Source organism: Sphingomonas sp. SORGH_AS_0950, from assembly GCF_030818415.1.
Classification (GTDB): domain Bacteria; phylum Pseudomonadota; class Alphaproteobacteria; order Sphingomonadales; family Sphingomonadaceae; genus Sphingomonas.
In genome coordinates, this window is record NZ_JAUTAE010000003.1 from 138,008 (window position 1) to 162,166 (window position 24,159).

Below are 24,159 nucleotides of genomic sequence, written 5' to 3' on the forward strand. Positions count from 1 at the left end.
GTGGGATCATGCGTAAGAAAAGGCGGCGCTCGCGACCGACCAGACAGGAGCCTATACCATGCCACAAGCCGTCATCGGCTGCGACCATTCGCGTGCCGTCATCGACATCTGCGAGCTGCCATCAGGGCGGATCCGGCAGATCGCCAATACACCGGATGCCATCGCCATCTGGCTCTACACGCTCGACCACGACATCCGCCTCGTTTCGAGGCGACCAGCGGCTGTGACGGCGATCTGATCGCTGCTCCGGCAGCACGCGGCCATCCTTTCTTCCGGGTCAATCTGCGTCAGGCCCGCGAGTTTGCCAGAGCCACCGGAACGCTCGCCAAGACCGACCGCGTCAATGCGCGTATCATTGCCCGCATGGGCGCAGCCCTCGACCTGCCCGCTACGATCTCGCTCAGCCCCACGCGCATGCGCCTGGCCGATTTTCTGCGCCGTCGCAGGCATTTGATCGAAATGCGCAAAGCCGAAAAGCTGCATCGCCACAGCGCAGGTCAGCCCGAAATCGCCCAAGCCATCAAATCCATGATCACTCTGCTCGGCCAGCAGATTGCCGATCTCGACCGACAGATCGCAGGCTTCATCGCCCAGGATCCGGCCCTGTCCGAACAGGACCGCCTGCTCAACGCCGTCCCCGGCATCGGACCCACCGTCGTCGCCACGCTGCTCGGTGAACCCCTCGAACTCGGCACGCTCTGCCGCCGCAAGATCGCCTCGCTCGCGGGCCTCGCCCCGCACGCCCGCCAAAGTGGCACATGGCGCGGCGCCAGACGTATCTGGGGTGGAGGGCGAAAGGTCGGCGAAGCCCTCTACATCGCCGTCCTCAATGCCTTACGGCGCATTCCCGTCCTCACCTCCATGCGCGACAGGATGCGCGCCAAAGGCAAGGCGCCAAAGACCATCCTTATCGCCGTCGCACGGCAACTCTTCGTCATCCTCAACGCCATGATCCGCAAGCGACAGACTATCGCTCTCACACGAGCGTCACAGTTGCCCCCAGAAATGCTGCGATCTACTTCACAGCCACTGGCTACGATGCAAACTAATCAGAAATTGCTCTAATCACCATGTCGAATGTAGCCGTTGCGCTGTTAGATTGGCACACACCGCAGAGTTCGCCGCTCGCTGGTGCCGCATCGGCGTGCCGCGTATCGCCCAGTCGAAATGGCGGCGCATGATCTTGAGCCGGGCAATGCGCAGCATAGTTTCGACGTCGATCTGTCTAAAGGGGCCGTCTTGGCGGAAACTCGTAGCGGCATGAAAACCCAAGGCGTCGACCGACCTTCGGTTGCCGAGGTCGGCGTCGACCGCGATGGCAGGGTGCGGCTGGACGAAGGTGACATCGGCTGGCGACATTACACGCCCGACATTTAGAGGCGTATTGCGCACCGCGTTGGCGATAGGATTGGGAAACCACCGCTCAGCGCGTACTTGACCAAAGTCGTATATTTGCGCAGCCTTTTGGGACCAAGATCCGCCTGATGTCATTTGCACATTGGTAATTTCGAGGCAGTCGCCACCGCTCGCTCGTATCGCTTCCGCAATTCGCGTGACCATGACGCGCTCTGGTTCGATCAAAGGTGCTACAGGCATGGATTTGTACGTGAGCGTGTCATCGCCCGCGATATCGAGATTGGCGAGGCGAAACGATGTACCAGACCCAGTTGTGCTAAGGCCGAACGAGCGGAGCAAGAGTTCGATATGAAGATCGAGCTTTTCAAGCTCGCTGCCGGCTTTCGGAAGGCTTTCGCTAGGGATCGGTCGAGCATGCGCGCGCCTAACGTGCATCCCAGCTGGGCTCGTACCATGCCATCCGCCGACGATGTCAAATCCAAGATCAAGTACGGCGTAGACCGGGACAATATGATAACCGGGATAGCTTCGGGCAAACAGTGTGTCGATCAGCCAACCGTATAAGAAATCAGCGATCGCGAAGCCTAGATACTCAAGCCCATTCTTGTAGGCCTCGTGCGAGGGGGTCTCGCCCAATTGGACGCCGGCCCCCTTTAAATCAAGAAACTTAGCGCTTCCTGCGGCGTAGTGACCATCGACGGGTACGATTAAAGCCCTGCCATAGGCAGGCGGCCTGTAAGCCACGCGCGTCACGCCATCCAGATCGATACGGGTATTTACCCCATTACCGCGCGATTGCGGTAATGACACAAAGGCAGCGTTGCGGACCAGCCATTGATTTATCGCGGCGGGACAAGGCTTTCCGATCGCTTCGCACGACTTACACCCTGCAAATTTGTCAGCAGGATCTGCAGAGGCGCCAAAGAAGTGGGGAAAGTCGTGGACAATAGCACGATAGTTCGCGCAAACGACCTTGGCCCCTTTGACGTGGGCAGCCGTTTCTTGGCCGATTTCGGCGCTCGAAACTTGGCTGATGTCGTCAATTATAGGTCCCGGGGGCACTCGCGCGAACATCGTTCGAGAAACTCGAAGCGCCGATCGATTAGACCGCCCTTGGCTTTTCCCTGCTCATAGCGAGCATGCCACCGGCAACCGCGTCCATTTCGATGTCGGTAAGCTCGACCACTTTCGACGACGTGACTTCCTCAGTCATTTGCGCAAGTTCAGCTGAGACTACAACGCTCATTGAAACTTCCTTCCAAGGGGTTGCTCCACTCTATTGTGGGGCAATCATCTAATGCAATGCGCAAAAGGGAATGTCAATGAATTTTTAACAGAAGGGGAGTCACGCTGGGAAGGCCAGGGCAATAAAAGAATACTGCCAAGTCATATTTGGCTTATCTGGATGTTTGATATCTGTGGAAGCCAAAAAACGGTTATTATTTAAGATGATGGGCATGTCATATTTTATTGAGTATCTGTGCTAATGTTCGCACCTACTCAAAACGACCGGCTCGAAGAATGCCCCCTGCCGCAAAAGTTCGACCATGTTAAGGTCGACCGAATGCCTGCCGATCGTTGGCCGAACTGCGCTATAGGCGGCGAACCGTGGCGATCACTTCACCAAGCGATTCGCCATAGGTTGCATTGCAGTGCCCACGAGCACGGCGAACGTAATCGTGCAACACGTGTAACCGATGCGAGGGAACGCCTGGATAAAGATGATGCTCAATATGATAGTTGTTGTGATTAATCAGGTAACGCCAAACCGAGTTAGCCTTGTATGACCTCGTGTTTCGGAGGATAGAGGGGCTCATCCTCTCACAGCCAATATGCTCGGGGATTTCGATCAAGAAGTGTAGCGGTTCAGCCACTAGCAGCCATGGTGCTAACCATAAGACGAGCACCAATGTGCTTTCGTACCACAGTGACAAAAATACCGCCGATCCGAACGCAAGCATGAGGAAGAGGTACTCGCGGGCGAACGTCGCGCGCTCCTTTGCCGGAATTTTTTCTGGATACTCGTTTTGAAGCGCCTTGAGAAACGTCACCATAAACGTTGGAATGCGTAGTAGATTCCACGCTCTCACGGCGAAGGCAACGGGATTGGTTAGCATGAAGGGCGCGTAGTTCACGATTTCTTCGTCGTCCGGCCCACCCACGGACCGGTGATGATGTAAATGATATGAGCGATAGTGCGTGTATGAAATGAGCAGGGGCATACCGAGCACCGTTCCGCATAAGCGATTTAGTCGCGACGATTGAAAGAGATTTCCGTGAAGCGCCTCGTGCTGCAGCTCTACACCATGAGCTAATGTCACGCCCAAACCAAAAATCGCCGAGAGAGCGGTCCAAGTATTAGAATGCGCAAGGTAAAGGCAGATGAAAAACGTCAACGAGCCAATATAGGCGCAAACTTTAAAGGTAGATAATGCTGGATTACGTCGAGAAATACGACGAACAAAATCTCTCGATGGCAGTACTCCATCGAAATTACCGGTAGAAATGTTGCGCTTGTACGTTGAATTAGAGTTGGCTATCGTCATGAAATATCTCCGGCCAATGACGATGATTCAACAGCACATAGATCTAGCATTGTCATGTAAGTGAATCACGTTATTCCGAAATCGGTGCCGAACTTCCGTACCGTTCGCAGCTCACCCGCGGTCTGCGCGTCACCGATCCATCGATATGCTGCGTCGAGGACAGATTGGTCGGGGGCAACCGTGCCGCATGCCTTTTCAAGCTCGCGCTCGATTTCGTTGAGCCAAGGCACATTGAGTAGCTCACCGCCATTCTGCTCAGGCCTAGCGCGCCGCAGGGAGGGATCGAGAAACGATTCAACCTGTTCGCTGGGATGTAACGCCAAGCCTAAAACTGCTTCAATGGACACCAATTCTGCTCGCCAGTCCTCCAACAAGCGTCGATAGGCCACGAATTTTCGCGGAAGATGTCGAGTTCCCCGCTCCGCAAGGAGATTGTACTTCAGCCAGAGCTCGGCTGAATGTTTCAGGGAAACGCCCTTCCAGTGATTCAGTGAAATGGCGACTTCGATTGGCGGCCTTACGGGAATAACGATGCGCGGGTCGAGCCCGGCAAGGGCAATGGCATCGAGCCAAATTGGCAAGAGATTGCTTATGCGGGGATCCTTTACGATAAGCGGACAAGAGTCGTTGTTCGCATCGCTATCGATGAGGAAATTGGTGATCTCCTCAACGAACTGCTCTCGGATTGAAGTATCCCCAATGTCGTCCACGCGCAAAGTTGTATCAAAGAAACTGGATCCGCTCGCCGCGAGGATCCGTGCATTGATTCGCACCGCCGCCGTCGGCTCCCAAAAGCCGGTTGGGTTGTGGCGGTTGGCCGGCAGCACATTCTTTGGCAATCTTGCGCCGCATTCGGCGAGTACCCGTGCAGTGGCAGATGTCCCGCTCCGAGCCATACCTAGGACAAGAACAATCGGTTTGCGCGCTTGTATGCGAGCAACCGCCGGTTCGGCTCTGACGCGTTCATCGCTGGGTTGCGTGAATCCGTGAGTACCATCAGTCTTGGGGCGCGCCGATGTCATGGCATCCTCCAACTACAAAGGTAGCGCATTTCCGTTCTAATTCTATCGTTTACTTGTCGTAGGCCACCAATATGACAAGAATGATAAGAAGAACAAAACGGGATTCGCGCTTTCAATATCGCCTAGAATCGCCGACATGCCAAGACAATTACGGTGGTTGACAGAACAATTATACAAAAGCATCTTCGCCATGTAAAAAAGGATGAGGGAATGTTGCATTCCGCCCGGACCGTCGCTGTCGAACAGAAAATTGCAGCGGCGAAGTGCGCGTCGCCGCGCTTCCTTCTTCTATATCCCCCTTTGCAGTTCTCGCATGGTGAGGTCGTCAAGCCCGACGGGTCGCTGAGCCTGGCCTACCTCGCCGCGGCGCTGAGAGAGGCGGGGTTTAATGTCGATATTCTCGACTGTACCGTCGGTTTTGATAGATCGCCGCTTAAGGAGAGCTTCCACAACGTCGTGGAGCAGGACAACGGGCTGCTCCGCGTTGGCCTAGCCGCCGAAAGCATCCTTAAAATCGTTGAAAAGTACGACGTCGTTGGGCTTTCGTCGATTTTCACGCCGCAAACGACGCCATGCCTCGAGCTGGTGTCGCAAATTCGCGCCTGTTTCCCTGACAAGCTTGTCATTGCGGGAGGTGTCAACGCACGCAACCTGCGCGGCAGATTCTTTGCTGCAGGGGTCGACATGATCGCAATGTCAGAGGCAGAGGTTACAGTGACGCAACTCGGCCGGGTGTTGCAAGGACAAGGATCGCTGGCAACAATACCTGGAATCGCCTTTCTCGACGAAGATGGTCACGAGCGAAAGACTGCGATGGCGCCAGCCATTAAGGACCTGGATGGGTTGCCGATGCCTGCGTGGGACCTTTTGCCGATGCAGCAATACTGGGCAATTTCTCGTCCCCACGGCGGCAATTTCCCCGAAGGTCAGACGATCCGCTACGCATCACTGCAGACTTCACGTGGATGCCCCTTCCGGTGCGCTTACTGTCACATTTCGAAGGAGCAGGCTGGGTCTGACTACGGGAATATCGGCGCTTTTCGGATGAAGTCGGTCGAGCGAGTTTTTAGAGAATTTCAGACGCTTAAGGACATGGGCGTAGAATACGTCTTCATTGAAGACGACAGCCTTTTCATGAAGAAGCGCCGCGCGATTGAGATATTTCGCATGGTGCGCGACCTAGGACTCAAGCTGCTTGACGTAAACGGTATAAACATATGCCATTTACATCGAGGCAAGCAAGGAACCGATAAACTTCAAGTAGATACCGAATTAATCGAAGTACTGGCTGAGGCGGGATTCAAGTCCCTGGCACTACCGTTTGAGTCGGCATCGCAACGTCTTGTTAATAAATATGCGTCGTCGAAGTGGAGGATTGCGGACACCAATACCGCAGATCTCATCAGAACGTTTAACGATCATGGCATCAGCGTGTCTGGGAATTACATGATTGGATATCCGGACGAGTCAATCGAGGAGGTGTTTGACACCATCACCATGGCCAAGCGGAATGTCGAGGAGGGACTAGACTACGCCCTATTTTTCGCGGTTGTGCCTTTTCCCGGGTCGGAATTATACGAAATCGCAGTACGGGACGGCCACATCGATCGTGAAATCAATCCAGACCAGATGCGATGGACTAAGTCCATCATGCGCAACATGAAAATAGATCCGTCGACGTTGGAACATTTGCGGCAGCTTGCGTGGTTACTCGTGAATCGCAGTGAATATGTTAATCGAAAGCGCAGTATGATTCCAGAGGTGTGAAAGGATCGACAAATGGTGCAGTATTGTGAGAGTGAAATCGCGCACCAGTCTACGTGCGCGGCGACGTCGCATTGTATTGCACAACGAGTAGCTGCCCATGAAACTAGAACGTGACGGCTCTTCGCCGCAGTCGACGAAAATTGCCCAGAGACGGGCGATCTTCTTCGTTTTCGACGGTGGTGTCGGGCTTGGCCACCTGCGCCGGTTGTGCCGGATCGCCGAGCGGATGCAGGGACCGTTCTCCTGTCTGATCGTGACCGGTCATCGCGATGCGGCAACATGGTTCGTGCCCGAGACGTGCGAGTACGTCCATCTTCCAGCTTGGGACGGGTTGATTGAGGAGAGGGCGCGCTACTGGTCTCGCAAGCCGTTTCTAGAAGTGAGCGTCAAGGAAGCGGTATCGATCCGGCGCACCATGATCGCAGGCATCATGAACGCTTTCCGGCCCGACGTGATATTCGTTGACCATCTGCCGCTGGGTGCACGAGACGAACTCGCCGACGTCATCGAGGGGGCGCCCGGCCTAAAATACCTAGTGACCCGCGGTGTGCTCAACGAAACCGAAGATCTCGACGCGCTGATCTTTGGCGGAAGGGCTGGCGCTGCGCTGGCGATGAAGTACGACCGGATTTTCGTTGCCGCCGATCGCAGGATTGTGCAATTCGGCGAAGGCCGCGATTTGCCCGCCGAAGTTCGTGCGAAGATCGTCGAAACCGGTTACGTCGCCCGGCCGATTTCGGGATGCGCGATCGCTGAGCGACGTGCGGCGAGGGGGCTGCATGGCAACGATGTCTGGGTCGTAGCCTCGGCGGGAGGTGGCCAGACCGGCGAGGAGACGATTCGCGCATCGGTCGCGTTGGTGAAAGACTATCCGAAATTCGCATTCGACATCGTGATTGGGCCCCGGTCAAACCTCCGACTAGATAACCGGGAGCTGGCGGCGAAATATGGATCGCGCGTACGAATCCATCGTACAGCGAATGACATGTCGATGCTTCATGCTGCTGCTGACATTGTAATAACGGCAGGCGGCTATAATTCGATTCTTGAGACGATTCAGGGCGATGCAGCGTTGATCTGCGTGCCGTTGCGTCGCAGCGAGCTTGATGAGCAAATTAAGCATGCACGTAAGCTGTCCGAGTTTATCGACATTCGCGTCGCGTCGACCGTTGCCGAGCTCCCTGGAGAGTTCGCGAAAAGTTTAGCCGGGAGATCGAAGCCAACCCGTGACCGCCGTGGCGAGATAGACATGAGCGGGGCCGAGGTAATAGCAAACATTGCAATGAGCGATTTGGCTTTGTTGCCAGCGTCCTCAAATGCTCGAAGTTAGGAAGCCCCATGTTATGGACCTAAAATTCCCGACCGTTGGCGTCGTTGGTGCTGGCTTGATGGGGCAAGGCCTGGCGCAGGTGCTGGCTGAAACTGGCCACGCAGTTACGCTCGTTGACATTGACGAGTGTGCTCTCGGTGAGGCAAAAACTCGGATAACCCGTTCGCTTAAGCTTGCCGCGATGATGAACCGTATCAGACCGAGTCTTGGAATATATGAAACGGTCGGCCGGATAACGTTTACCAGAGACTTAACGTTACTTGCATCTGCTAAGTTTATCGTTGAAAATGTAACAGAGGACCTTGTAATAAAGAGTAAGGTCTATCGTGCACTAGATAGATTAGTAGGCATCGATTGTGTTATCGCGGCGAATACCTCAGCAATACCGATTGGCAGCTTGGCCGCCTACCTCACCTGCCGTTCACGCTTAATAGGCATGCATTTCATGAACCCGGTCCCCCAGAAAGCCATTGTCGAGGTGATCCGCAGTTCCGATACCAGCGAGGATACGGTAAGGACTGCTCGCGCCTTTCTTGCGGAAATCGGCAAGGATGCGATCGTCGTTAATGACAGCCCTGGCTTTGTCACCAACCGGGTGCTCATGCTGACGATCAACGAAGCAATCGCTTTGGTCCATGAAGGCGTGGCGAGCGCAGCAGATATTGATCGAATTTTCGTCGGTTGCTTCGCCCATAAGATGGGGCCGTTGGCCACCGCCGACCTCATCGGACTCGACACGATAAAGCGGTCGCTCGAAGTGCTTCAGCAATACACAAGCGAATCCCGCTTTGCTCCTAACCCACTGCTAGCCGAAATGGTTGCTGCAGGTATACTTGGTCGCAAGTCAGGGATCGGCTTCTTCGAATACAAGGTAAGGGCTTGAAAGGTGTGCCGATGAACACTCGCGAAAGGATCAAAAGCTACATAGAAGGGGTGGTAATGCAGCTTCTGGATGATGACGAAGACATTTTTGAGCTTGGATTGGTCGATTCACTTTTTGGCCTACAGCTGGTTAGTTTTGTCGAGCAGGAGTTTGGTTTGGAGGTGGATGGAGACGATCTCGATATTGATAACTTCTGCTCTATTGCTGCGCTTGACAGATTTGTTAATAGCAAGATTATCCCGAGCGTTGAGAGATGAACGAAGTCGTTAGTTCTGCTTTCAACGAGGTTGCCGATCGGGCAAGACGCTTTGTCAAAGAACACGTCGAGCCGGAAGCCCGGAAAATCGATCGTGATCAATGCTTTCCCGAAGCCCTCAGTCGCTTAATTGGTAGTGAAGGCTGGCTCGGTATCGCGCTGCCGGTGCAGTGGGGTGGCGGCGGGATCGGACCAAGGGAATATGCCCGCGTAGTCGAGGAGTTCGGTTGGGGCTGCGCCTCCGCGCGGACGTTGCTCACGGTCCACAATATGTCGGCTCAAGCATTGCTCAAGCACGGCACCGAAGAACAGCGGGCGCGATTCCTGCCCGCCTTAGCGAACGGCACTTCGATCATAGCCTTCGCCCTGACGGAACCGAGCGCTGGCAGCGACGCCAACGCAATCAAGGCGAGAGTAGTCGAGGCAGGCGATGCGTATATTCTTGCCGGTGAGAAAGTCTGGTGCAGTTTCGGCGCGATCGCCGACCGCTTCCTCACCTTTGCGATGTGCGACGGCAAACCTTTGGCGCTCATCGTGGAGCGTGACAGCCCAGGATTCGAAATAGAGCGCACGGTCGACGTCTTCGGCACTCGCGGGAGCGAGATTGCGACGCTGCGCTTCAAAGATGTACGGGTTTCGGTAGCGAACCGCATTGGCACGGTAGGTGCAGGCATACGCTTCGTTGCTAATACAGCGCTCGACCACGGCCGCTTTTCAGTCGCTTGCGGATCAGTCGGAACGATCAGGGCGTGTCTCGATGCTTGCGCCGACTATACAACGCAGCGGCATCAGGGCGGCGGGCCAATTGCACAGCATCAGTTAGTACGCCGCATACTGACCGATGGGCTGGTTGCGGTGACCAGCGCTCGGGCGCTCTGTGAACGTGTTGCTGCGCTTCGTGCAACCAAGAATCCACGGGCGGCGGCCGAGACAGCACTCACAAAATATTACAATGCTACGGCGGCGATCAAGGTCGCGAACGATGCCGTTGCGCTCCTCGGCGCCAACGGCTGCTCACCCGATTTTCCAGTTTCGCGATACCTTCGCGATGCAACGGTCGCGGGAATCATTGAGGGTACGCGCGAAATTCACCAGGTTTCGCTCGCATCTTACGCGCTGCAAAGGCCATGGCTCCATGACTAGGGCGGACATTAAATGCCTTGTTTGGGACTTGGATAACACGTTGTGGCAGGGCACCTTGCTGGAAGGCGGCGGCGAGTGTCTATTGCCTGAAGCCGAACGGGTTGTGCGGAATCTCGACCGTCGTGGGATTCTACAGTCGGTCGCGAGCAAGAATGATCACGCGGTTGCTTGGCGGCGCCTGGAATGCCTAGGTATCGCGGACTACTTTCTACACCCGCAGATCAGCTGGCAAAGCAAGGCAAAGTCCATCGCAATAATCGCAGAAAAGCTTGGCCTCGGCCTCAATACGTTTGCTTTTATTGACGATCAACCCGCCGAACGCGCAGAGATCAGCTTCATGCTGCCCGAGGTCAGTGTCTACGATGCCGTTGAACTCCCAGGTATTCTCACGTTGCCCGAGTTTAATCCCAGGTTCGTCACCGTCGACTCGAGTAATAGACGGTCGATGTATCAGGCAGATGGAGCGCGGAAGGCCGCCGAAGAGTCATTCGAAGGCGCGCGGGATCGGTTTCTTGCGTCCCTTGATATGCGCTTGACTGTCCGCCGCGCCAGCCCGCAAGATCTTGCGCGCGCGTACGAACTCACGCTGAGAACCAACCAGCTCAATACCGGTGGACGGACTTATTCAATCGAAGAGTTGGAAACACTTTGCGCCTCGCCCTATCATATCGTCCTAGTTGCCGAGCTCAGCGATCGTTTTGGCAGCAGTGGAACGATCGGCTTGTCACTTATAGAAACGAGTGGAAAAGCCTGGACCATCCAGTTATTCATCATGTCATGCCGGGTACTATCGCGTGGAGTCGGATCGGTACTACTAGGATACGTACTGCGCTTTGCGCGATTACGGGGGGTAACCTTGCGCGCCGATTTTGTTCCTACTGGGCGCAATCAACCAATGCTCGTTACCTACAAGTTCGCGGGATTTCGCCAAGTCGGCGAAGAAGCGGGAGGCGTGTTGAAGCTTGAGCACGATTACAAACGTATGCCGCCAATCCCCATCTACATGACAGTCGTGGATCAGCTGCGTGCATTCCCCGACGAGTCTGGCTTCGCCATCACCAATTAATCGACGAGAGGTCGAACTGCTTGTGCACAGGTCGTGTCGCAAATCCCGCCATGAGATCGAACGCACTACCCATATCGATCGCGACCCCCCCCGCTTTGCGGGCATCGTTACAATAAACCTTTCCAAACAATCCCGCCCCTACCAACACGAGCGTGCCGCGCAGGTCTGCTCGTCTGAGTCTGTCTCGCACGCTGGGAAACATTGCGTAGTGCGAAGCTGCGAGCGATGGCGGGGCGAAGCCTTGGACTGGAACCGAGGCAAACCACGCCAAGCGCGAACCAAGGCGATCCTTAAACCGGGGAGCGAGTTCGCCTCGTCCCGAAATGATTACCACTTTCGCTGCATTCGCGATCAATTCGTCGAAGCGCTGCATCAGATCGAAGTGAATCCAAGCGTTCGTGAACCATTTCGAGCCAGAGTTGCCCGATCGAACTTGCCTCGCAAACAGCGAACGGGCGTAGGTTATACCCAGCGCTGGCGAGGTCTTGCCGCTAACGAGGCATTCGCAGGCAACTGCTCGTTCATCGAAGCGGCCGATCCGGTACCCCTGGATATCGGCAGCAATAATGGCATCGAACACGAGGCGCGAGAAGGGTACAGCGAGGTCAGGCGCAATCGAGCAGCCGTTCTGGCTGCCGAACTCAAAATCGAAGCCGTCGAAGAGAGTCGGAGAAGGTCTGCCCTCTATCAAAGCGATCGCGTTACCCTCGCCGTTTCCCACGCGGACAAGCGACAGCGGATCGCCAACCGCAAGCGCTGCGCTAATCCGCTCCAAGATGGGCGGAGCCGCACGTTCTCCGGACATCTCGAAGAATGCGCAGTCAGCTCCCGCGGCCGTGATCTCACAATCGTCAACGAACAGCCGCTTAAAAGCGGATTTCGCGATAGTTTGGCCATCAACCGTCATTGCCTTATTTGCCACCAAGTCCATCGCCTTGTCGATGATGAACGAATAAAATTGTCGAACCAAAGTTGCAGGCGGCACGATTATCAGCATTGCATAACGAGGAACACGCGATGACAGTTAGGTCGATATCAGGGACGGCAGCTTGGGAGGCGGCGGCACGGGCGCCAAATGCGCGGTGGAAACGGCAGATCGATCGGTTTGCTAAGCCGTTCGTTGAAGCCACAATTACGCCTAAGTTTTCGATGTCAGCTGACGATGCGGTATTCTGTCTCGGATCGTGCTTTGCGCGCAATATCGAGGAGCATCTCCTTCCCTACGGAATTGACGTGCTCAGCCGTGGGATCGTCAGTCCGCCTGAGGAATGGCCCAACCGCGTAAATGGCTTCGTCAACAAGTTCACAGTGCATTCAGTTCGCAACGAACTTGAATGGTCGCTCGAGCCTCCGACACTCGATGAATCCTATTTCGAGCATCATAATGGGGGGTGGCTCGACCTGCAACTCTCGCCGTTCGTCGCGCCGGTTTCACTCGCGCGCGCTATCGAGCGCCGTGATTATCTGATGCGGGACTATTTCGCGCGGCTGCGTAATGCTTCGTTGGTTGTCCTAACGCTGGGTCTTATCGAGGTGTGGTTCGATAATTTGTCTGGCCGGCATCTCAATGCCGCGCCTAGCTTTGCTAGTGTTCGTCGCGATCCGGGGCGTTACGAACTGTGTGTTACTGATGTCGTCGACAATATTGCCGAATTGGAGAAAGTAAGGCGGTTGGTTTTGTGTCATAACAGTCAAGCAAGAATGATCATCTCGGTATCGCCCGTGCCAATGTCGGAGACATTTTCTGGGAGCGACATCATCGTGGCGAACATGAATTCCAAGGCTACGCTCCGCGTAGCTGCGGAGATGTTCGCGCGAACGCATGACGATGTAGACTACTTCCCGAGTTACGACATGGTGGCGATGTCCCCGCGCGGTCAGGCCTACGAAGCCGATTGCCGGCACGTGTCAGATGAAATTGTCGGTCAGGTCGTCCGGACGTTCTTGACCGCGTATCTGGACTCCGAAGTCGCCACCCCCGAATTCTCCGAGCGGTCATACCTGGCCGCCAACCCCGACGTTGTCGACCAATTGCGTCGTGGTGAGTTGGCATCAGGATATGAGCACTGGCGGAAGATTGGCCGCGATCAGGGACGGCCTCTGCAAAATGCGGAGGGCGATGGCCCGCCATCAGTCACTCAAGATCCGGCGAAGACCGGTGTCATTAAGATTGAGGATTTTAAGCGCCAAGCGAAGGAACTGCTCGATCCAAAGTTGTTCGATTACATCGACGGCGGTGCAGGCGACGAAATTACATGCGCGTCGAACAGCAGGGACATAGATGCGATCCGCTTCGCGCCGTTCGCTTTCCGCAATGTGTCGGCGGTCGACATCCGTTGGCAAGGAGCGCTCGGCGAATTTTCGCTCCCTGTCGGCCTCAGCCCTTCGGCATTTCACGAGTTAGTCTGCCCCGAAGGCGAAGCGGCGACAGCTGCGGCGGCGGGGGAAGCAGGCATTCCGATGGTCGTCAGCATGTTGTCGAGCCGCAGTATCGAAGAACTTGCCAGCGCGCGAGGGAAGCGCTCGCTATGGTTGCAAACTTATCTGTTGGAAGATCGGACGCTGACTGAAAGCTTGATTCGCCGTGCCGAGCAAGCGGGTTTCCAAGCCATCGTTTTGAGCGCTGGATGCGCGGCGATGGGGCGGCGTGATCGCAATCTAACCAACGGCTTCACGCTACCGACATCAATTACCGCCGGTAACTTTACCAAAGGTCAGGCAGTCGATTACAATAATCCTATCCATTCGTTTCCAGGCGCCCGACCCGATCCTTCGGCAACTTGGCAAGAAGTTCGCGCGATCGTTGAGATGAGCCGATTGCCGGTAATAATCAAAGGTATCGTGAACCCGGCTGATGCCGCCTATGCGCTAGAGGCCGGTGTGACGGCGATCATAGTTTCAAATCACGGGGGCCGTCAGCTCGACGGAACGATTTCAACGATCGCTGCCCTGCCTTTCATCGTGCGGGCTGTGGGCGGACGCGTGCCGATCTTGGTCGACGGAGGATTCAGGCGCGGCACCGACGTCGTTAAAGCGCTAGCGCTCGGGGCGGACGCGGTGCTGTTCGGCCGTGCAACGTTGTGGGCGCTAGCAATCGGCGGGCAACGAGGCGTTACCAACGCGATCTCGCTCCTGCGCGCTGAGATCGTCAACACCCTGCAACTTCTGGGATGTTCTTCGCTATCAGATGTGAAGGCCAATGGCGAAGCCATACTCATTCGCGAACGCCGGAACCTTTGGGGCGAAACGGCTTAGCAATTGGTGGGTATCCGTCTAGTCTATTGACCAAGCGCTGGCGAACATTGATCCACTCGTTACAAACAATGCTAAACAGAATTGAATCTCTCACCCGGCCATCTTCATAAATTAAATGATTACGGATAATTCCTTCCTGCTTGGCACCTAGCAGTTTCATTGCCGCCCGCGAACTTAGATTGCGGGGGTCGGTTATCAGTTCGACTCGGTTTACGCTCCACACCTCGAAGGCGTGCATCAATGTCAATAACCGCACTTCGAAATTGACGAGGCTGCCACGGGCCTCGGGGACGTACCAGGTAGATCCGATCGCCAGCCGACGATGAATCGCCGCCATGTCGTAGTACCGTGTAGTGCCGATGATTTTCGCGTCTGCTTTACGCCTTACGGCGAAGGGATAATGTTCGGCAGCTTCGCTCCGTCGCAAGCTAGCATCGAACCACGGGTCGAAGTTGTCACCGGCGCCGTTGAACTGCTTGGGGAAGTAGGTCCAGATTGACGGGTCTATCGCCGCCGCCTCACGCAATTGATTACGGTGACTAGGCTCGAGTGGCTCCAACGTCAGCGTTGCGCCGTCTAGCACCTTCGGTCGCGGAAAGGGCCAGCCAGTAAAGTCGCTCGGCAAGTTACGCCGCTCTCGAGCGCACGAGCGAATCGGTCAGGTCGCCAATTGATAAGTTCCAACCTGGCTCGGCGATGTCGGGATATACGTAGAAAAGCGGTTGATCGCCTAGTCCAAAGATACCGGCTGCGTCTTGCACGATGACAGGTATAGCGCCCGCTCCTTCGAGGGCAATCACCGGTAGCGTGCATAGCTGAGTGCGGTTCTTCTTCGCGCGTTTGAAAACTGCCGATCCGGCCCAGGCCTGCACCGAAATCCCGAGTGTCGTGGGTGTGCAGATCGCGATTTGTCCTCGCTTCGCATGGATTGTCCAGCGAATCGCATCCGGAAAGCAAGTTGTAATTGGCTCGTGCGAAAGTTCACGGTCACTTTTGATCTCGGCCATGTAACGAATCGTGGCCTGCCATACTTCGCCCAGCATTGCCCGTCTCAGCGCTTCAAGCGCCGAACCTGATAGACCCCGTCCTGCGCGCGCTTGATACTGTACGTCCTCAAGCGTGCAGGGTGCTGTATTCGAGTAACATTCAAAGAAATGAGCAGCAAGTTTGTAATAGAGATTGTCATAGTTCGATAGTGCCGCCCCAGGCATCAGCGATGCAATGTCCTCAAGGCATTGGTAGCGAATCGTGTACATAAGCGACTGAAATAGCGAACTAAATCGCCCTTCCGGATTGAGCTTTTCCGGATCAGGCTCGAGAAACGAACTCATGCTTAGGCTCTGGCGCAATTGGCCCGGATCGAAGATGGGCCACATGAGATCGGCGTATGTGTCTTCTGCCGTGTCGCGGATTGCTACCTTCTCAGCCAAGAGATCGGGCGGTAGCCGGGTCTGAAGCAGGCCGCGGTAATCTACAATCTCGATGAAATTGGATATCCCTAACCGATCGATCCAAGCCTTGACCCGCTCTCCGTAGCGCCCCACGACTGCGTCGGATACGCCGACCAATGTGTTGAAGCGCCTGCCATCGCATATCACGTAGAATCGAGAGAGCGGCCCATATGATTCTGGTCGCATTTCGCGGTAGAGTAAGTCAATCCCGCAGGAAATCTCAAACAGCTGGAGAAGAAAGTTGACCTCTGCAAGATCTGGACTTGAACCACGGGACTTCAAAGGAGAGGGTAGTTTGAAAGGCAGCGCCGGTATGACGAGCGAAATCAGTTGCCCAGTGGCGATGCGCTGGGCGATCATGTCTGCCAGAAGACGGCGCGAATGGAACTTCACCGTCTTTCGAGAAAAATTGCGATCGAAAATGAATTCGGCCACAAAGTGCGCCGCATTTAGATCGCTTGGCCGCGCCACACCATATTCACGAAAATATTCCGCAGCGCGCAATTTCGCACGTGTCGCGCGGTGCTCTGAGAAAGATTTTGAGGCCTTGAGTAAAACTGCCAAAAATTGATCTACAAACTCCGGGGAAACTATCACCTTTTTCTTCTTGAAATCCTCGTCGCTATACAAATTGAAGTTTCTGTCGCTAGAAAATCTCTGCATAAAATGTGAGCTTATAACGGCCTCGTCGATTTTATCGAGACCGGCATTGTACTTCGAGCCATCGTAGGAATTTTGCTCTGGAGTTAGCATCGTATGAAGATCACCTTATAACAGGCAAGTCTCTATAATACCCACGTTATGCCAAGCATAACCTAGCGAGGGAGGGTGTCAAGGTGAAACTGATTGACTGTGGCACCAACTACTGCTGAATTCGCCGTTGGTCAAAAAAACGGTTGCGGATAGAGGAATTGTCGAGCAAAAACTGATGTATAACTATAGTGAAGTGTCGCGATCCCCGGCGTTCTGGCGATATCCGCCGGAATGTTAATTATTTGGCCGTTCACCCTAAATTGCGAGGTAAGATTGAGCCGTCGGTCAAAAAAACCGCTTGATCCAGGTGTTGCTCGGCGCATTCGGCCTTCGATCAGTGATTTCGGCTGGGCGAAAGTCTTGCGCGCATGACGGTTAAGGTCGTTCTCGCTCGCCGTGCTTCGCCCGCTTGGCAAGGCCTCGCGGTTGATTATGAAACGGATGGCTTCATAGCGGCGGAACGCTATTTCCCATTTCATGACACTCGTTTCGATCGAAGGATTCCGCAGTTCATCGAGCGCTGGAACGTACTTTCGCGGGTGTCGTACTTTGCCTGTCGCGCCGAGCTATGCGCTATCGCAAATGAAAACCTTGCCCGCGTCGAGGGCGCGGTTCGCGTTGATAGCTTGCAGATTAGTGATATTGTGAACAACCTGCCTCCGGATGACATGCTGCTCTTCTACCATGACGACGATGATTGGTTCTCCCCGGATTTGGGGGCGTATGTAGCATCAATTAATATCAACTTGGTCGACGCGGTAGTATTTCCATTTGTCCGGCTTGCGAGCAACGTCACGACCTTTACGGTCACCGGTTCCATGGCGGCAGATGGCGTCGGCAAAGCCGAGGCGTTTCGGTATCGCTATTGCACGAACAATCACGGTTTGACGCGCCGTGCCTTATTGAAATGCCCGGATCTCGTCGAGCATACTGATGCCTCGAGGGCTGCCGAAACCCTCGGCTTTGTGGATCTCCACCTCGATCGTATTATCAGTGTGACGAGTAAAACCCCGTGCTCTGCCAGCTGGCTTTCGCAACTTCCCGAGTCACGCACCGGTTTTGCCAAATATATCTCTCGCTATATAGAAATCCTTGAATCTATAGTAATACCTCCAGGCCTATGTTGGGCCGAGCAGCCATTAAGAAGAACGCTGGACCTATTTCGTAAGGTTAACCGGGCGTGAGGCGCATCATCGCCAGATCGGTCGGTTATTGACGATATCCACTATCTTATCTCGTTTGACGTAATAATATACCGCGAGCGACGCACGATACTGGTCCGGTGGGCATAGGTTCGGTCTTGGATGGCCGTGGAACGTTGTCCGATCTGTTTGGAAGACGATCAAGCGGTTGAAAAGGGGAGCGATTGAGGTCTCACATTGCTGGCAATCACGTGACCATAACTCAAGCTCACCGCCAAAATGCTCTTCCCAGTTCGGGTTGATGTAGAGAATGAGGTTGATCGCCTGATCATACGCGCCAGGATCCGGATGGCGAATTGGATCAGCGTGCACTCGTAGCGCGGCGCCTTGTCCTGAACAGTGCACTCCGCCGCCGCTGAAGCTTGGGTCAATGACAAGATCCCCGGTGCCCGTAAGCGCACTGAGCTCCGTGACGAAGCGATCACAAGTCAAGGTTGCAAACATGCGTCGAATTGGCTCGGGCATTCGCGCGACATCGGACAGGCCCCGCTTCTTGAATTTCACATTGCATGTTTCGGGTTTGCCACCGCCCCACCGAATCCAGGCTTCATCGCTCGCCTGCGGAATCTCGTCGTACAGCGACGAGACGACTTGCGGCGGAAAGATGTTGTCGAGAACGATGTGCGGGAAAGGTGTTGCACTGCGGAATCGTTGATGGAGGTCCGCAAAATCACTAGGCCAGTGCCAGCGCATTTCGTCGAAGACTGTCATAGTTAAATTCCGATCGTAAATTGCGCAATACGTCTTAGCATTGCGCAATTTTTAGTGCAATCGTAACGCGGCGGCTCTATAGGCTAAGCGCTCTTAACCGATAATATCTATCGAGCGCAGCCATGACTGGAGTAACGTCGGCCATGGGGCGGAGGCGTTCTTACCCTTGCGCAAATTGAACCCGTGTCCGCCCCGGGCGAAAAGATGGACTTCCGCAGGAACGCCTTCTTGGTCTAGAGCATTGGCATAAAGCAGAGCGTTACAGATATCGTCGACTTGGTCGTCCCACGCCTGCGCGAGGAAGGTCGGCGGGGCAGACCTACTTACGTGCAAGTCAGGGTCAATACGGCGGCCAGGACGGCAAATGTGGCCAGGATAGAGGGCTATGGCAAAATCGGGACGGCTACTCACTTGGTCAATCTTGTCAACGGGGCGGTACGCGAGCTTAAAAATGTTGCTAACCTGGGCCGTGAGATAGCCGCCAGCAGAAAAGCCCATCGCACCAATCTTTGTCGAATCGATTCCCAGTTCGGTCGCGCGCGACCGAACGAGGCGCAGCGTGCGCTGAGCGTCCTGCAGAGCATTGGGCGACGCTGGCACCACCCCGCAGTTGCAGTTCTCGTCCCAATGGTGCCCCGTGTAGGGCACTCGGTACTTAGAGAGAATGCAGGTGATACCCTGCTCAGCCAGCCATTTGCAAATCTCGGTACCTTCGGATGTGATGACGACGGCGGAAAAACCGCCACCCGGAAAGACCACTATCGCCGCACGGGTGCTGTGTCCCTTGGGCGGGAAGATCGTCATCGTTGGGATCGAGACATTGAAGACCGCTTGAGAGGTGTCGCCAGCCAGTGCCTCAGGCGTCCAGCGGGTCAGCACCGTCTCTGCCTTGCCGCGTTCGAGCGAGGAGTTGGGGGCGGCGCCTGGCCAAATTGGCTCCTGCACCAAGCCGGCGGGCGGGGTCCAAACGCCAACGAGCTGGCGATCCGGCTGGGCGGCGCTTGTCTGCTTTGATGGTAGGGCAGCCTCACGATGTTTGGGGGCGACGAAGGCCGCAAAGCCAACGCTGAAGATAAGCGCCAAGCCAGCGACAATATAACGGCGGAGCGAAATTGGGCAAACTCCCGAAAGGCGGATGTTGTTCACCTTTATTCTCGTTCGCATGAGTATACTGCCGTCTACCACGATGTCCATAGTCGGCGGGGGGCTGCGTGCAATTGGTTAATTACCCTAGGCGCCGTAATCTGGGAAACAAACGTGCTGGAGGCTTGACCGGATGATTCCATATTCGCAAAAGCCGGCACTTGAATCAAATTAAATATTTTACACTTGGAAATTTGGGCAAGTGATTTATAGATGTTCAGCGCATTAGGCTTCAAAAGTCTAAATAACGCCTTCAATTTGTGGGGATTTGTTGGTGTGCCGTTGCGTGACAAAAGGTATAAGTGCGCAATTACGTACGGAGCTTGGGCTTGGCTCTCATTCTCGGCTGTTTCCCAGGCCTGCGCGCAGGACGTTGCGCACAAACATGCCGAACCGGAAATCGTCGTCACTGGATCGACGCCTCCTGTCGTTCAGAAAGACGACCGAACGGTTTATAACTTAGATGCGAACCTTCAGGCAACAAGCGGTAGCGTAGCCGACGTTCTGGCGACATTGCCTTCAGTCAGCGTTGACGCCAACGGCGGGGTCAAACTTCACGGTGACGGCGTGCTCGTGCTCGTTAACGGTCGGCCGTCGCCAGCTATGCGCGGTGGGAATCTGGGCGCCGCCTTGCAATCAATGTCGGGCAGCACGATCGCGCGCATCGAGGTGATCACATCACCGGGGCCGGAATATAGATCAAGCGCGGCGACGGTAATCAACATCATCACTAAAAAACCGTCCGCCTCGGCTTCGAAAGCTGACCTTTCGGCCAATCTCGGGACGCCGCACAAGCGCAGAAATGCGTCTTTTGACGGTTCCATCGGTGCCGGTAAATGGACGTTTGGCGGGACCTTAAGCTATCGAGAAGATATCCGGGCCGATCTCATCGACGTCGATCTGCGCACTTTCGATATCGGCGGCACGCAGGTGGCAAGGCTGATCGAGCACCGATCGACCTTCTTTCCGTACCGTAACTTAACCGGAGGCCTCTCCGCTGATTACGCGCTCTCCGATCGCACCAAAGTGAGTGTGTCTGCGGAGGGAGCGCTGCGATACCGGCCTCGCCGCTATTCTTCGACAACGCTCATAAGCCGCCTAGCGGGTGATCCAGGGACAACCTTTCAGACCCACGATATTGCCGAGCAACATTATAATTACTATACTTTGACAGGTGAGTTTAGTCACGCGAGGCTGCTGACCGACGACAAACTTTCGATCAAAGCCTCCTACCAGAACCCTATCACTGACCGGGTTTCGTCAGACGTCACGGCCTACGATGGCGACGCGCCCTCGCGATTGATGCAATCGTGGCTGCAGGACGGTAAAGTGTATACGACGGCGCTCGACTATCAGGCCAACCTGTCATCTTCGTTGGAACTAAAAGCGGGAGCTGAAATAGAAAACTCGCGTGATGTTATCAAATTCTCTCAGTCTACCCTGTTAAGTAGTGAAAATATTGGTTTGGCCGTTGCATCTTTGACAGGCATTCGTGAGCACTACTTGGCTGCATATGCTGAGTTAAAGAAAGAGATCGGTCACTGGTCCATCCGTAGTGGAATGAGGTTCGAAGACGTTGACCGGAATATACGGCAGGTTGACGCAGGATCGTCTGTCACTAATGGTAGCACTTCATGGAGCCCGAGTGCGGTCGTTAGTTCTCACCTAGGCATTAACGATTCGATAGCGTTCGCTTACAACCGGCGCGTCAATCGTCCCGACGTCGACCAGCTCGCCCCAGTTCGATTGGTAGTCAATACGGTCACGAATGTCGGAAATCCTGCGCTCAAACCGGAAAACATTGATAAATATTCTGCTAAATACGAGCATAATTTCAATATTGTCGATTTTGTAGCCGAGGCCTACTTTAAAACGTCCCGCGATGAGATTGTAGACCTTCTAAAATTATCTGACCCAACGCAACCTTATCTTACCTCGACATTTCAGAATGCCTCTAAGGGTAGAAATTTCGGAGTTGATACATCGTTGAACATGCGACTATCGAAGAAAGTAAAGATTGACGTTGGCGCAGATGTATTTCATGAAATTAACTCAATAATAATAGATCGTTACATATATGATCTCCAGAGGAATAGTTTTATTATAAAAGGGGACTTGACGTGGAACTTCAAATCAAAAGGTAAGGTGCAGATCGGATCTCAATTATATAGTCGCTCGCTCAGCTCAAACGGAGTAAGCGATGCATATTCTTCCATTAATCTGTCGGCGAGCTACGATATTTTGCCTCGGAGTGAGCTCGTGGCCAACTTCACGAACATCTTTGGCCAGATAAATAATGGGGATACCATTACCTCGAATACGTTCGTTCGACGGACTGCGCTGATCGTTCCAGGTCAAATATTCTTCATCGGCTTAAAGTATAAGTTTGGACTCAGCTCAGGCGACAAGTGACCGCCACGTCGTTCATAAGCTCGGTACCGTGCTAGCGTTTCAGTCAGGTTTCCTGAAGCGTCGGTGTCAAGTTTAAGCGAAAAAGGCTGCTCGGGTCTGCTGCCTTAGGCGGAAGGCCGGAATCGACCTGATAGACAGTCCCGGAACAAGCCGGCCGTGCGTCGGGATGGAGGCGTTCGATGCCGAAAGGAACAGCATAGTCCCGCACGGGCTGCTTTGAGGTCGACCTGAGCCAATCACCAGCGGCAATTATGCTGTCGCGCTGCTGCTCGGCATTTAAAGCACTAATGCACTGATGGTCCCATCCATGGTTTCCTATCCGCACCCCCGCTTCGCATAGCTGGTCAAATTCGTCTCGCGACAAAGAGCGTGCGTGCTCGCCAGTTTGTGCCTCTCCTGCCCCGAGAACCGCCTCGACTTCGTCCAGCAGCCATTGCGCTTCAGCCTCAGTAGCAACCAGCAACTGCGGCCTTACTGCAAAGCGAAATGTGCGCAGTTCTTCTTTGTGATCGAGTTGATATGCGACGCCTTGGAAGTTGCACCTTCGGACCGTTCTTCCGTCGACTAGAGCGTCGAAACGGCTGAACCAATAGTCGTTCCCGGAAATAACTTGTGATGGGTTGACGAAGAGAGTGATCGCATGACCAAGTTCGCGCGCGATCATGCAGGTTTCATAGGCAGCCCGCGTTGAGTCATCAACTGTAAGGACATCGCCTCGGCGATCCGATTCGGGGTCAACGAACTTGGCTTTGCGAGCGGTTAGGTATTTGCGAAGCGCTCTCTCGGGTACGTAGTGTCGCATTGACTGCAGAGCCCTCGTCCAATGCGTGGAGCTACCGTGCAGGATGTAGGTCAAGCGGTTCATCTCGGTCCCATACCTTTTGGCTTTGAGCGTTCCGCATGCGCATGCGTCATGCCGCGTGAATCGTGCTACGAAACATGGTTCGGCTTTCCGAAGGATCGTGGCCGGTCGATGAATGAAGCATGCGCAGGTTGTCCCACACGATGATGTCAGACGGCGTCCATTCGTGAAAGTAGGCTAGCGTGTCGGCGAGTTGCCAAATCTCGTGTGCGATCGCGTCGAGTAGCGCATCGCCCTCCGGCTTCGGGCGCCCAGCGATCCCCGTAGCCATCCATGGTGAGAAATGGAGGATTGGCTCACCGGACGTACAGTACCGGATTGCTGGATGGCTGGCTACACGCGGGGTCGACGGTGGTTGTGCTGACTGTCTTTGAGGCAAACTCACGAGGCGAAATCCCGCAGGAACGCCGTAGCGAAGGTCGGCCACCGAAAGGTTGTGCTGGTACACGATCTCGCATTCGGCGATCGCTTCGCGCAACGGTTCCGTGAGGTGGCGATAGAGTTCGCGTCCGTCTAGAAATCCGGTCATTCCGCCTGATTTCGGCTGCTCGCCGCATCGCAAGGTTCGTGCACAATTTGGTTTATCATTGTAGCACTGATCGTAGTGCCAAGGCATCCACCCGGCGAGTCGCCGTCCTCCGAATTCGACTACTGTGGCGGCGCCGGGCGAGCTCGTCATTTTTCCGATCGCAGGGACCTGGCTCCCGCGAAATCTCACGCTTTCGGTCTCAGGGTAGGCTTTCACAAAGCCAAAAGCCTCGCTCAAACTAGCCTGCAGAATATGATCAGGCTCCACGTTATGGATTATCAGCAGACCTCTGTCGGCAAGCAGGTGCCGCAGTTGTTTGCGCGTGGTATCGTCTTGCAGACGAGCTATGTCGAGCCCTCCGACGCGGGCGCCGAAATCATGGGCATCAATGGGGCTGATGTGCATTGCCATCCTTTTCGTTCGTGCCTGAGCAGGCTCCCGATCGTTCGGCTTTCAATCCGGTCTTCGGTTC

At 54.9% G+C, this 24,159-nt stretch carries 22 protein-coding genes; 11 read left to right on the top strand and 11 right to left on the bottom strand.

Annotated features, from left to right (window positions below):
* The first annotated feature begins 58 nt into the window (after window positions 1–58).
* Both QE385_RS19715 and QE385_RS19720 read left to right on the top strand, forming a co-directional pair.
* Window positions 59–238 carry a hypothetical protein gene (locus tag QE385_RS19715; protein ID WP_307105248.1) on the top strand — a complete coding sequence of 60 codons (180 nt, stop codon included), beginning with the start codon at window positions 59–61 and terminating at the stop codon, window positions 236–238.
* Window positions 238–1,065, top strand: a complete 828-nt coding sequence (locus tag QE385_RS19720; protein ID WP_307105244.1) for a transposase — start codon at window positions 238–240, stop codon at window positions 1,063–1,065. Before QE385_RS19715 ends, QE385_RS19720 begins: the two co-directional genes overlap by 1 nt.
* Here the strand turns inward: QE385_RS19720 and QE385_RS19725 are convergent, their stop codons facing one another.
* The 4 genes from QE385_RS19725 to QE385_RS19740 all read right to left on the bottom strand — a co-directional run bounded on the left by QE385_RS19725 (window position 1,066) and on the right by QE385_RS19740 (window position 4,924).
* Window positions 1,066–2,430 carry a hypothetical protein gene (locus QE385_RS19725; RefSeq protein ID WP_307105201.1) on the bottom strand — a complete coding sequence of 455 codons (1,365 nt, stop codon included), beginning with the start codon at window positions 2,428–2,430 and terminating at the stop codon, window positions 1,066–1,068.
* 28 nt (window positions 2,431–2,458) lie between these two features.
* Window positions 2,459–2,602, bottom strand: a complete 144-nt coding sequence (locus QE385_RS19730; RefSeq protein WP_307105205.1) for a hypothetical protein — start codon at window positions 2,600–2,602, stop codon at window positions 2,459–2,461.
* 346 nt (window positions 2,603–2,948) lie between these two features.
* Window positions 2,949–3,902: a fatty acid desaturase gene (locus tag QE385_RS19735; protein ID WP_307105207.1), complete on the bottom strand. Its 954-nt coding sequence runs from the start codon at window positions 3,900–3,902 to the stop codon at window positions 2,949–2,951.
* A gap of 65 nt (window positions 3,903–3,967) precedes the next feature.
* Window positions 3,968–4,924: a sulfotransferase family protein gene (locus QE385_RS19740; RefSeq protein WP_307105209.1), complete on the bottom strand. Its 957-nt coding sequence runs from the start codon at window positions 4,922–4,924 to the stop codon at window positions 3,968–3,970.
* Window positions 4,925–5,134: 210 nt separating this feature from the next.
* Here QE385_RS19740 and QE385_RS19745 point away from each other — a divergent pair, with 210 nt between their 5' ends.
* From QE385_RS19745 to QE385_RS19770, 6 genes are all read left to right on the top strand, one after another.
* Window positions 5,135–6,691 (top strand): B12-binding domain-containing radical SAM protein, encoded by a 1,557-nt coding sequence (locus QE385_RS19745; protein WP_307105211.1) that lies wholly within the window; start codon window positions 5,135–5,137, stop codon window positions 6,689–6,691.
* Between the two features lie 97 nt (window positions 6,692–6,788).
* Window positions 6,789–8,021, top strand: a complete 1,233-nt coding sequence (locus QE385_RS19750; protein ID WP_307105213.1) for a glycosyltransferase — start codon at window positions 6,789–6,791, stop codon at window positions 8,019–8,021.
* Window positions 8,022–8,034: 13 nt separating this feature from the next.
* The gene (locus QE385_RS19755; protein WP_307105215.1) at window positions 8,035–8,904 is read left to right on the top strand and encodes a 3-hydroxyacyl-CoA dehydrogenase family protein; all 870 of its coding nucleotides are present in this window, start codon (window positions 8,035–8,037) and stop codon (window positions 8,902–8,904) included.
* Window positions 8,905–8,915: 11 nt separating this feature from the next.
* Complete coding sequence (locus tag QE385_RS19760; RefSeq protein ID WP_307105217.1) at window positions 8,916–9,161, top strand: acyl carrier protein; 246 nt, start codon at window positions 8,916–8,918, stop codon at window positions 9,159–9,161.
* The gene (locus QE385_RS19765) at window positions 9,158–10,303 is read left to right on the top strand and encodes an acyl-CoA dehydrogenase family protein (protein WP_307105218.1); all 1,146 of its coding nucleotides are present in this window, start codon (window positions 9,158–9,160) and stop codon (window positions 10,301–10,303) included. Before QE385_RS19760 ends, QE385_RS19765 begins: the two co-directional genes overlap by 4 nt.
* Window positions 10,296–11,369 carry an HAD family hydrolase gene (locus tag QE385_RS19770; RefSeq protein ID WP_307105220.1) on the top strand — a complete coding sequence of 358 codons (1,074 nt, stop codon included), beginning with the start codon at window positions 10,296–10,298 and terminating at the stop codon, window positions 11,367–11,369. Before QE385_RS19765 ends, QE385_RS19770 begins: the two co-directional genes overlap by 8 nt.
* Here the strand turns inward: QE385_RS19770 and QE385_RS19775 are convergent.
* Window positions 11,359–12,366, bottom strand: coding sequence for a hypothetical protein (locus QE385_RS19775; protein ID WP_307105222.1), 1,008 nt, complete (start codon window positions 12,364–12,366; stop codon window positions 11,359–11,361). The genes QE385_RS19770 and QE385_RS19775 overlap by 11 nt on opposite strands.
* A gap of 20 nt (window positions 12,367–12,386) precedes the next feature.
* Between QE385_RS19775 and QE385_RS19780 the strand changes: the two genes are divergently transcribed.
* Window positions 12,387–14,624 carry a GSCFA domain-containing protein gene (locus QE385_RS19780; protein WP_307105224.1) on the top strand — a complete coding sequence of 746 codons (2,238 nt, stop codon included), beginning with the start codon at window positions 12,387–12,389 and terminating at the stop codon, window positions 14,622–14,624.
* Here the strand turns inward: QE385_RS19780 and QE385_RS19785 are convergent.
* Together QE385_RS19785 and QE385_RS19790 are read right to left on the bottom strand one after the other, a co-directional pair.
* Complete coding sequence (locus QE385_RS19785; protein WP_307105226.1) at window positions 14,584–15,249, bottom strand: GNAT family N-acetyltransferase; 666 nt, start codon at window positions 15,247–15,249, stop codon at window positions 14,584–14,586. The two genes, QE385_RS19780 and QE385_RS19785, sit on opposite strands and share 41 nt — an antisense overlap.
* A 1-nt stretch (window position 15,250) precedes the next feature.
* Entirely contained in the window at window positions 15,251–16,828 is a 1,578-nt protein-coding gene (locus tag QE385_RS19790; protein ID WP_307105229.1) for an L-tyrosine/L-tryptophan isonitrile synthase family protein, read from the bottom strand.
* Between the two features lie 368 nt (window positions 16,829–17,196).
* Here QE385_RS19790 and QE385_RS19795 point away from each other — a divergent pair, with 368 nt between their 5' ends.
* Window positions 17,197–18,012, top strand: a complete 816-nt coding sequence (locus QE385_RS19795) for a hypothetical protein (RefSeq protein WP_307105232.1) — start codon at window positions 17,197–17,199, stop codon at window positions 18,010–18,012.
* Window positions 18,013–18,018: 6 nt separating this feature from the next.
* Here the strand turns inward: QE385_RS19795 and QE385_RS19800 are convergent, their stop codons facing one another.
* Entirely contained in the window at window positions 18,019–18,741 is a 723-nt protein-coding gene (locus QE385_RS19800; RefSeq protein WP_307105234.1) for a 2OG-Fe(II) oxygenase, read from the bottom strand.
* A gap of 93 nt (window positions 18,742–18,834) precedes the next feature.
* Complete coding sequence (locus QE385_RS19805) at window positions 18,835–19,887, bottom strand: alpha/beta hydrolase (RefSeq protein ID WP_307105236.1); 1,053 nt, start codon at window positions 19,885–19,887, stop codon at window positions 18,835–18,837.
* Window positions 19,888–20,097: 210 nt separating this feature from the next.
* Between QE385_RS19805 and QE385_RS19810 the strand changes: the two genes are divergently transcribed.
* Window positions 20,098–22,296 (top strand): TonB-dependent receptor, encoded by a 2,199-nt coding sequence (locus tag QE385_RS19810; RefSeq protein ID WP_307105238.1) that lies wholly within the window; start codon window positions 20,098–20,100, stop codon window positions 22,294–22,296.
* Between the two features lie 43 nt (window positions 22,297–22,339).
* Here QE385_RS19810 and QE385_RS19815 read toward each other — a convergent pair whose 3' ends face one another.
* Window positions 22,340–22,960 (bottom strand): polysaccharide deacetylase family protein, encoded by a 621-nt coding sequence (locus QE385_RS19815; RefSeq protein ID WP_373424741.1) that lies wholly within the window; start codon window positions 22,958–22,960, stop codon window positions 22,340–22,342.
* A 247-nt stretch (window positions 22,961–23,207) separates the two neighbouring features.
* Window positions 23,208–24,092: a TauD/TfdA family dioxygenase gene (locus QE385_RS19820; protein WP_307105242.1), complete on the bottom strand. Its 885-nt coding sequence runs from the start codon at window positions 24,090–24,092 to the stop codon at window positions 23,208–23,210.
* Window positions 24,093–24,159: the final 67 nt, after the last annotated feature.

Bases quoted from the DNA above. Each gene is read 5' to 3' on its own strand.
- QE385_RS19715 (WP_307105248.1), top strand. From the start codon at position 59: ATGCCACAAGCCGTCATCGGCTGCGACCATTCGCGTGCCGTCATCGAC.
- QE385_RS19725 (WP_307105201.1), bottom strand. From the start codon at position 2,430: ATGTTCGCGCGAGTGCCCCCGGGACCTATAATTGACGACATCAGCCAA.
- QE385_RS19730 (WP_307105205.1), bottom strand. From the start codon at position 2,602: ATGAGCGTTGTAGTCTCAGCTGAACTTGCGCAAATGACTGAGGAAGTC.
- QE385_RS19735 (WP_307105207.1), bottom strand. From the start codon at position 3,902: ATGACGATAGCCAACTCTAATTCAACGTACAAGCGCAACATTTCTACC.
- QE385_RS19740 (WP_307105209.1), bottom strand. From the start codon at position 4,924: ATGACATCGGCGCGCCCCAAGACTGATGGTACTCACGGATTCACGCAA.
- QE385_RS19745 (WP_307105211.1), top strand. From the start codon at position 5,135: ATGTTGCATTCCGCCCGGACCGTCGCTGTCGAACAGAAAATTGCAGCG.
- QE385_RS19750 (WP_307105213.1), top strand. From the start codon at position 6,789: ATGAAACTAGAACGTGACGGCTCTTCGCCGCAGTCGACGAAAATTGCC.
- QE385_RS19755 (WP_307105215.1), top strand. From the start codon at position 8,035: ATGGACCTAAAATTCCCGACCGTTGGCGTCGTTGGTGCTGGCTTGATG.
- QE385_RS19760 (WP_307105217.1), top strand. From the start codon at position 8,916: ATGAACACTCGCGAAAGGATCAAAAGCTACATAGAAGGGGTGGTAATG.
- QE385_RS19765 (WP_307105218.1), top strand. From the start codon at position 9,158: ATGAACGAAGTCGTTAGTTCTGCTTTCAACGAGGTTGCCGATCGGGCA.
- QE385_RS19770 (WP_307105220.1), top strand. From the start codon at position 10,296: ATGACTAGGGCGGACATTAAATGCCTTGTTTGGGACTTGGATAACACG.
- QE385_RS19775 (WP_307105222.1), bottom strand. From the start codon at position 12,366: ATGCTGATAATCGTGCCGCCTGCAACTTTGGTTCGACAATTTTATTCG.
- QE385_RS19780 (WP_307105224.1), top strand. From the start codon at position 12,387: ATGACAGTTAGGTCGATATCAGGGACGGCAGCTTGGGAGGCGGCGGCA.
- QE385_RS19790 (WP_307105229.1), bottom strand. From the start codon at position 16,828: ATGCTAACTCCAGAGCAAAATTCCTACGATGGCTCGAAGTACAATGCC.
- QE385_RS19795 (WP_307105232.1), top strand. From the start codon at position 17,197: ATGACGGTTAAGGTCGTTCTCGCTCGCCGTGCTTCGCCCGCTTGGCAA.
- QE385_RS19800 (WP_307105234.1), bottom strand. From the start codon at position 18,741: ATGACAGTCTTCGACGAAATGCGCTGGCACTGGCCTAGTGATTTTGCG.
- QE385_RS19810 (WP_307105238.1), top strand. From the start codon at position 20,098: ATGTTCAGCGCATTAGGCTTCAAAAGTCTAAATAACGCCTTCAATTTG.
- QE385_RS19815 (WP_373424741.1), bottom strand. From the start codon at position 22,960: ATGATCGCGCGCGAACTTGGTCATGCGATCACTCTCTTCGTCAACCCA.
- QE385_RS19820 (WP_307105242.1), bottom strand. From the start codon at position 24,092: ATGCACATCAGCCCCATTGATGCCCATGATTTCGGCGCCCGCGTCGGA.